At 48.9% G+C, this 7,085-nt stretch carries 9 protein-coding genes; 4 read left to right on the top strand and 5 right to left on the bottom strand.

Features of this window, described 5'->3' with window-relative positions:
• Positions 1 to 28 precede the first annotated feature (28 nt).
• Positions 29 to 322: a DUF6216 family protein gene (locus QRM89_RS20200; RefSeq protein ID WP_285448818.1), complete on the top strand. Its 294-nt coding sequence runs from the start codon at positions 29 to 31 to the stop codon at positions 320 to 322.
• A gap of 70 nt (positions 323 to 392) precedes the next feature.
• Here QRM89_RS20200 and QRM89_RS20195 read toward each other — a convergent pair whose 3' ends face one another.
• The 4 genes from QRM89_RS20195 to QRM89_RS20180 form a co-directional block, all read right to left on the bottom strand.
• Positions 393 to 1,166 (bottom strand): hypothetical protein, encoded by a 774-nt coding sequence (locus QRM89_RS20195; RefSeq protein ID WP_285448817.1) that lies wholly within the window; start codon positions 1,164 to 1,166, stop codon positions 393 to 395.
• Positions 1,118 to 2,014 (bottom strand): hypothetical protein, encoded by an 897-nt coding sequence (locus QRM89_RS20190; RefSeq protein WP_274391613.1) that lies wholly within the window; start codon positions 2,012 to 2,014, stop codon positions 1,118 to 1,120. Before QRM89_RS20190 ends, QRM89_RS20195 begins: the two co-directional genes overlap by 49 nt.
• Entirely contained in the window at positions 2,001 to 3,044 is a 1,044-nt protein-coding gene (locus QRM89_RS20185; RefSeq protein WP_274391612.1) for a Fic family protein, read from the bottom strand. Before QRM89_RS20185 ends, QRM89_RS20190 begins: the two co-directional genes overlap by 14 nt.
• Positions 3,045 to 3,212: 168 nt before the next feature.
• Positions 3,213 to 3,509: a helix-turn-helix transcriptional regulator gene (locus QRM89_RS20180; RefSeq protein WP_011050959.1), complete on the bottom strand. Its 297-nt coding sequence runs from the start codon at positions 3,507 to 3,509 to the stop codon at positions 3,213 to 3,215.
• 171 nt (positions 3,510 to 3,680) lie between these two features.
• Between QRM89_RS20180 and QRM89_RS20175 the strand changes: the two genes are divergently transcribed.
• Both QRM89_RS20175 and QRM89_RS20170 read left to right on the top strand, forming a co-directional pair.
• A complete protein-coding gene (locus QRM89_RS20175) occupies positions 3,681 to 3,992 on the top strand; it encodes a hypothetical protein (RefSeq protein WP_274391611.1) in 312 nt (103 codons plus the stop codon).
• A gap of 41 nt (positions 3,993 to 4,033) precedes the next feature.
• Entirely contained in the window at positions 4,034 to 4,426 is a 393-nt protein-coding gene (locus tag QRM89_RS20170) for a hypothetical protein (RefSeq protein WP_274391610.1), read from the top strand.
• A 64-nt stretch (positions 4,427 to 4,490) separates the two neighbouring features.
• Here QRM89_RS20170 and QRM89_RS20165 read toward each other — a convergent pair whose 3' ends face one another.
• Positions 4,491 to 5,213 (bottom strand): hypothetical protein, encoded by a 723-nt coding sequence (locus QRM89_RS20165; RefSeq protein WP_274391609.1) that lies wholly within the window; start codon positions 5,211 to 5,213, stop codon positions 4,491 to 4,493.
• 536 nt (positions 5,214 to 5,749) lie between these two features.
• Here QRM89_RS20165 and QRM89_RS20160 point away from each other — a divergent pair.
• A complete protein-coding gene (locus QRM89_RS20160) occupies positions 5,750 to 7,084 on the top strand; it encodes a site-specific integrase (RefSeq protein WP_274391608.1) in 1,335 nt (444 codons plus the stop codon).
• Position 7,085: the final 1 nt, after the last annotated feature.

The following is a 7,085-nucleotide window of genomic DNA, read 5'->3' as shown; positions in this document are numbered from 1 at the left end:
TAGTGTGCCCGGAGACCTCTAACTATGGATGGATCAATTTTACGGGGAGTCGACAGTTGAACAGTGCAACACCGCCAACAAACAAGTCATCCCACCTACATTCGACCCACGAGACCTTAAAATTCTCTGCCAAGTTTGGCAGGATCCCGCTCTAAAATCGCATTTGGCAAAAGAGGTGCCTAAGCAGAGAGCTGCATCACTGTTGGGTTTTGTCTTCGCACTGTGGTGTGCCTGGCAATTTTATACATTGTTCAGAGAGCTGCTCTCAGCCAACATGCTCAAAGCTATTCTTGACGAGCGTCAACTCAGCACAAGTGAGTAGCGACGCGATTCACACTTCCCAAAAAAATGAGGAGGGCTTTGCCTCCTCATTTTTATATTTCCGCTAAATTCTACTCAACAGGTCTCGGAGACGGACGCTGATATTTAGAGAATGTTTTGTAAAGCGAAGCTGCACGCTCATCGGCAGCAACGCTCTCAACGCTACTCAACCCTCGAAGAGCAATGTCAGCAGATGCTTTGCCGTCTCCCAACAGATACGCCAAACGCAGATATGCGGCACTATCGATCAGATTTTTATCCTTAGTCTCGCTGGCATAGATATCCGACAATCCATAATACGAGTATAAGTTTCCAGCAGATGCCGCATTCCTTAAAATGCCAAGCCCCTCCTGGAAGTGGCCACTCGTTGCCGTCTTCTTTCCATAAATGACAGTTGCGGCCTTATTGCCCGCCTGCGATTCTGCCTTCAACTGATCCAGCGTCAGTTTGTCCAATCGTGCAAGTTCGGCCTCAGTCGGATAGCCATTAGACAAAAGCCACTCTGCCTCGGCATCCGAGTTAGCAACCAAAGGGCCACTTGCCTTGCAAGCACTTCCGCCGCCCTGACACAAATACTGCTTGGCATCTTGCACGCCGCTAGGCTGTTGCAGCTTCGCCGTCTGCTGCGCTCCATCCACAGCTGCGCTGTGATCAGCTTTTGCAGGCGAAGAAGTCCCAGTCTGGGAAGCTGGTGAGTCGCTGTTTTCCGCTGGCTTGTCGGCTTTTCCACAGGCAGCAAGCGCGCAGGAAAGCAGCGCCATGGACAAGATCATTTTTGCTTTCATAGTTCTATCCATTATAGGCTGCACTGATTTTGCTGGAAATTGGTCCACCATGCTGAGCATGCACCATCAGCGGATGTGACTTTCCATTTTACTCCGATTGAGTTGTCCAAGCTCCCTGAGCTTATCACTGCCCCTGGCACATAGCTTTCAAGATTAACTGCATAGCGCTTGGACCAATCGATGAAAAACTGCACAAAATTCATCTGATCGTCTGCTTCAATATCAAGCGCTTTCATGATTTCGAAGCAATAATACTCAGGAACGGTCAATTGGCCAGGAATTCGATACTTGCTAGACTCAATACTCTCCAACTCGCAGACTTGCTTTACGTCCTCTCGAAAAATCTTGGTCGCGTCTTTAAAAGACATTCCAGGATTTGCATAATTTTCCGTCTGTTTGTTTAAAACAAAGTCCATCAGCCATGCTGCTGTCACATTTGGTGCGGCTGTCGTCCCATTGGGGCCAAATGCTCTACCTTGGGAATAGCCAATGGCCATGAGCACGGTCGATTTCCCATTGATACTTGCCCCCGGCAATTTATCTTGGGCGTAGGTCGCGCCAGCTGGAAGCGGTATCGGATTTGGACACATCGCAGGCTTGGTTGCCCTGAGGTTCGCGCAAACCACTTCCGGATCCTCTCCGCTACCGCCGCCGCCACCACCATTGTCACCACCACCATCGCCTGGATCTGGATAGTAAGGTGGTGTCGGATTTTCAATCGGCGGCGGGATGTAAGGAGGCGGCACTTCGACAGGCGGCATCGTCGTGGTCCCGTCGGTATCGGAGGCTGATGCTAAGGGCGACAACACGCTTGCTGCACCAGCCAAGATCAATGTCAGATAAATGGTTCGCCTGATCGCAGCTTTGAGCTGCTTGGGCTTGCCGTCCTGCGCTTCATTCACTTTCATAACTATCCTTATTAATAGAGCGATCAATTCCGATGATCAGGATTTCAAGCTCGGCTGAGTAAAATATCCCCTGTTCCTGTTCCAAAAGCGCCGGTAGACGCCCCATAATTTTTGCAGCAAGCGCTGGACTGCATGCATTTTTGCCAGCACTAAGCGTTTCTACGGATACATATCCGTATGAAAGAAGTGACCACAACGCTCTCGGATCTAAACCAGCTGTTGCTAAGTCAGAAATTTTTTGCAAGATCAATTTGATTTGATCCAACCACGCCTTTGAATTACTGAAATTTCGACTTGTTGCAATCAAGGATGCCTGCATCCAGGTTTGACCTGTTCGCTGTTTGGCGAAGACCAGGCAATGCGCAATATAAAGTGGATAAAAATTTCGATAGCGTCCCGCAATATTAATCAAGAGAGTGCGAGTCACCCGTCCATTGGTGTCACTGAGCGGATGGATACAGATCATCTGATACGCAATGGCTTCGAAAAATGCGCAGTTGACCGGCTGGGTGGTTTTGCCTTGTAGCAAATCTTCAAGGTTTTTCAAAAGAGAAGACAGTTGATCTGCCTGCGGTAAAACAAGCCACGCTTCTGACGGTTTCTTACCGCCAACCCATGCATTGTCCGTGCGGCTTTTAACTTGGCTATTGCCTAAATTTTTGGCCAAATTCAATGACCAATTTAAAACACCATGCGTATCTGGAAGTCCTGCTCTGAGGGACACATTGATGGCTGACGCCGCTTGGCGACTTGCCCTCAAATCAGGGATCGAGGTGAACTTCCAACTCCCTCTGCACACATGAACTAGCCGGGAAGAAAGGGCTGAAAGGTAACTGGCGCACTGAGCATCTGACTCAAAGCGTTGGTAATCCCCTATTTTTTCATGGGTTCGAAGTGGTGGCTCCAACAACGCTGGCGTATAGACCGAAAAGGATGCATCGAGCCAAACAGAAGCGTCAGGCGCATCGCGTCGTCCTGGAAGTGGCGCAAAAGCCAAATCAAGCGGCGCTAACTCAAAATTTCCATCCATAAAATTTCGACGCACTGACGAAGCCCGGGCAACATGCCCTGACAACTATGTCAAAGCAAGGCAAAAATCACACAAAAAGTGATGTGCGTCACAAAAATCATCAAAACTCGATGATTATCAGAAAACCCCTACAACCACTGCGCACTTCACCGACAAACGTGATGCCAGTTAGCGCACACGATTTGTCTTGGAGCGAGACTTGATATCAGCCAAGAGCGCGTGCTGGTCTTTGGCGGGAAGCTGCATGAACTCCTGGATGAGTTCTGCTAGTTCGTCTGTCTCTGCATAGAGGTAGGCAAGCGAGACGCCAAGAGCGTCAGCCATTTTCTGAGCGGTTTCACTATCGCACTCATGCACTGCCCGCTCGTATCGATTGATGCGAACACCTGCGACATCTTCTGGTAGTCCCATGAGCACTCCTAAGGCCTTTTGGCTGAGCCGAAGTGTCTTCCTCCGCTTCTTCATACGGGCGGCGAAGACGACACGAACACTGCGGGCGTTGGGAGAAGTCATGCCCCAAGGATGAACGTAAGCTACGTTGCTCGTAAATTACGTTGCCCGTATGTTACGTTTAGCGTATCTTTTGCTTCGTTGCAACCCTCGTGGTTACACCCACCCAAGGCAAAGGACCAAACCATGTCGAAGTTCCGTGTCTCCCTCATTTCCTTGCTCATTGCGGGGCTGACAGCCTGCTCAGCAGGCGGCCCGGCTCAGACCGAAAGAGAGCATGCATTTCTGCAATATGTGAAAGACAACGGCAGCGACGACGCCAGGATTGAAGACTTCAAGAGTGGCAAGTGCACGAAGGCAGAAGACGCACCCAGCTTTTCTTGCGATGTCAGTGCCAAGGTTCGGGCGATGGGCCGAGATTTTGGGCACGAGATGGACGGGGTCTATACCTTTTCGGAAGTTGGTGGGGTTTGGAAGGTAACCGGTCGCATCCAGTGACGACCACTCTCTGATATTTCCTTCCCCATTTTGGAACTTCAATGACGGTCTGGACCCTCCTCCTTCTCCTGTTGGTTGGCAGCGCATTTTTTATTGTTATTGGATCGGTGGTCGCCTTGAAGCTGCACGGTGAGCGTGCAGGTTTTAAAGAAAATTATCAGCGGTTCCATTTTAATAAGCGCACTGCTATTGCCATTTCCACAGCTCGCTCATCCATTAAATTTAAAATGGGCAGCGCTTCAAAGGCTTATCAGTTTTCGGATGTTCGCTCATGGGATAAGCATTGGCACCGCTCAAAGCATGAAGGAACGATCACCGTGAATATCCGAGACATCGACCACCCGAATTGGACGATCAGTTTTGGAAATGAGCGCGAGATGGACAAGTGGTATGAGCTTATTCGACAAGCCGTCAATGAAGGCTTGAAGCTTTAATTTAAATTGACGCATTAAAAAGTTGGCCCCAGTCGGGGCCTTTCTTTTAATTTGAACATGGTCGTCAACCCGCACGGCCGCCTAGGATTTCCTTCTCCCACTCGTTCTTCATTTCGTTCAAGTTTGCAGCTTCGTCCCAAAAATTCTCATCTATCTCATTCAAATCGGCCATAAGCCATGATGTAAACAGGCCAATCTCAAAGCAGCAGAAGAGTGAAGCCTCAACTCTACTAGGCAGAACTAGCCCAAGCCCTACTTCAAAATGTGTGTCTGTTTCCTCCATTTTGATGGACGGAATGATGGACCTGACATTAGGATGAGCACCATCATCGATCATTGAATCATACATAGCAGTGATGAGACCCGCATTTTCTGGCATTAACTTGCCAAAACGCTTGCAGGTTTTCTTGACTGCATCGCTAAACTCGGCACGGCACTTTCTTCGAGCATCTGTATCTCGATGCCGTTTAGCCCACACATCGCCAAGCTCTGGCTTCTGTTCAATGAGTTGTGCATAGCAGGCTGCTTCAAGACACGCTCTGAGAGTCGGGAAGATCGCTGCACGGTATCCAATCAGAGCAGTGTTGATCGATGCACAGAACATACCTCTGGCACTCAACCGCAGAAGGGCCGCAATGGGCACTTGCAAACGAGCGGCTGCTGACTTCTCAATGAAAGCGTCCAGCTCAGCGCATCGCCTTACCGCGCTCGCATTTGATTGAATTGCGCCTTTGACGCAATCAGAAGCAGCTTCAAGAAACTGATAAAGGGAGCGTGAGGTATCCAAGATCTGAAAGCTCCGTAGAGGGAGGCAAATGATACCTAATTCATAAGAATCAGGTTGGGTGTGCTGGTTTTCCTGACGATTCTTATTACCGGATCAGGAATCACCTTGACTGAAGTCGATTCCGGATTATAAAACGTGGCATGGGCAAAAAAACGACATCGACTGATTATCACCTCGCTAATCCTATCCTGGACGACGAAGAGCGTGCGTTCCGAGCTGAGATTGTGAAAACAACTTACAAAGTCCTCAAAGCTAACAAGGTTCGCCCGTTCAAGCGGGTTAAACACTATCCCAACTCTATGTCGATGGCCTCATTACCGACAAAGAGCTAAGCGCGCTCTTGAACGCTCGCATTTCAAGGTGATTGAACAGCGCAACAAATCTAACCCACTTATATAACATTGTTCGCGACTCCTTACACTGCTGGGTATTTTAGATTTAGCGCAACAAAACAAAGTGCATCAAAAATAGTATTTTCGACATGGGTATTGACAGCCATCTGCTCGACGTTAGTGTCGGATGCAGAAGGAAACTCCATGCCCGATCATACAAAACAAAGCACATCTTGCAGATGCATCATTAGAAATTTGCCCCTCGGAAATACCGTCATCGGTGAGATTATTGTTGAGGGAGTAGATGCAGCCCAGTGCTTTGACAAAGTGCTGAAAACACTCACTCGAAGAGCTAGGCACAGGAAGTCTGACCACATCGAAGAAAAGCCAACTCTCAAACCCCGCATGCTTTCAGACGAGATTACGGGATATATTTCCGATCTGAAACGGAGGAAAGTGACGCTCACACATATTCAGTCCAGTGAGCAAACGCTTGGTGTTATGCTAGCGGTCACTGGCGATAAACAAATAGCCTCAGTCACAGACACCGATATTCGCGCCACTTTGGACAGCTATAAATTTTTGCCACCAAATGCTAGACGCAAAAAATCCTACAAAGATTTAAGCTTCCAAGACATTTTGGAAATTGGCAGAAAGAAAAAGCATTCATCCATAAATGCGACAACCTACAACAATCACGTCAAGCGGATCAAAGCGTTTTTCAACAAGCAGCTTCGTGCTAGACACATTGAACACTCACCCGCTAACGGCATAGCCATTGAAGTTGATACCTCTACCTTGGTCAAAACTCGCCGGCCTCTCAGCAGAGATGACCTAGCCCGCATTTTCGAATTAGAACCCTACGCCAAATGGAGCAAGGATATGCCCCACCGATGGTGGGCACCCATGATTGCGCTTTACAGCGGTGCCAGAGCAGGCGAAATTGCACAGCTCAAAATCTCAGACATCTTCATCATCGACGGCATTTCTTGCTTTTGTTTCCGCGTAACGACGAAAAATCAGCGCATTAAAAACGCTTCATCAATCCGAGTCATCCCCATCGCGCAGCCTCTTCTCGTTGCTAATTTCCTGACCTACGTCGATGAAGTCAAATCCACCGGACAAGATCGCTTATTCCCGCATCTGCCGCTTACAATTTCAGTCTACGATGGCGAAGCATACATGAAGGGCTATGGGAGCGCGATGGTCCAACAGTTCGGCCGATATCTGAAAAAGCTGGGGTTTGAGACGGGCATTGGATCTCATATCTTCCGACATACCTTCGCCACAAATTTGACCCGAGAGAAAGTCGGAGCCGTCCAAATCGCAGCTCTGACCGGACACAAGGTGATCGGTTCTAAGTCAGAAAGCGTGCTGGTTCCGGGCTTGCAATCGTATATTGATCGGAATGAATGCCCGCCCGAGTTGCGCGCGTGTGCGGAGACACTTGCCAAATTCAATCCCGGCATTGAGATCCCGATCTATACGCCAGGGCAATTCGCAAAAGCGCTATCCAACAGAAGACGCTTCAAAAAATAGC

This window comes from Xanthomonas sp. LMC-A-07 (genome assembly GCF_030208825.1).
Classification (GTDB): Bacteria; Pseudomonadota; Gammaproteobacteria; order Xanthomonadales; family Xanthomonadaceae; genus Xanthomonas; species Xanthomonas campestris.
This window is presented reverse-complemented; position numbering and strand designations above follow the sequence as displayed.

Coding starts and splice junctions, on each gene's coding strand:
- QRM89_RS20185 (WP_274391612.1), bottom strand. CDS start 3,044: ATGGATGGAAATTTTGAGTTAGCGCCGCTTGATTTGGCTTTTGCGCCA.
- QRM89_RS20200 (WP_285448818.1), top strand. CDS start 29: ATGGATCAATTTTACGGGGAGTCGACAGTTGAACAGTGCAACACCGCC.
- QRM89_RS20180 (WP_011050959.1), bottom strand. CDS start 3,509: ATGAAGAAGCGGAGGAAGACACTTCGGCTCAGCCAAAAGGCCTTAGGA.
- QRM89_RS20170 (WP_274391610.1), top strand. CDS start 4,034: ATGACGGTCTGGACCCTCCTCCTTCTCCTGTTGGTTGGCAGCGCATTT.
- QRM89_RS20160 (WP_274391608.1), top strand. CDS start 5,750: ATGCCCGATCATACAAAACAAAGCACATCTTGCAGATGCATCATTAGA.
- QRM89_RS20190 (WP_274391613.1), bottom strand. CDS start 2,014: ATGAAAGTGAATGAAGCGCAGGACGGCAAGCCCAAGCAGCTCAAAGCT.
- QRM89_RS20175 (WP_274391611.1), top strand. CDS start 3,681: ATGTCGAAGTTCCGTGTCTCCCTCATTTCCTTGCTCATTGCGGGGCTG.
- QRM89_RS20195 (WP_285448817.1), bottom strand. CDS start 1,166: ATGCTCAGCATGGTGGACCAATTTCCAGCAAAATCAGTGCAGCCTATA.